The following is a 242-nucleotide window of genomic DNA, read 5'->3' on the forward strand; positions in this document are numbered from 1 at the left end:
AGGGTGAGAGCAACTCATGTTAGACAACTCATTTGTGGCTTTTCTGAAATCATCCTTATCAATCAGGGTATTACTTTCTTTACTGATTATTATTGATGGTGCAATGATTTTAAAACCTGTTTTAAGCGCTTATACAGACTACATTGATTGGCGTGAATCAGGGCTAACACAGTGGTTAAAATCATTAGGCTTTATGAAATTACTGGATATCCCGCGTTTCCTATTGGGGATTTCATTGATTT

At 36.0% G+C, this 242-nt stretch carries 1 protein-coding gene; it reads left to right on the top strand.

Annotated elements, in window-relative coordinates:
- Nucleotides 1-16: 16 nt before the first annotated feature.
- Nucleotides 17-242, top strand: a 226-nt coding sequence (locus ACZ2IA_RS23240; RefSeq protein ID WP_470294940.1) for a hypothetical protein, incomplete at its 3' end; no start/stop codon positions are given.

The sequence above is a fragment of the Crenobacter sp. CS_VA4 genome, from assembly GCF_055597485.1.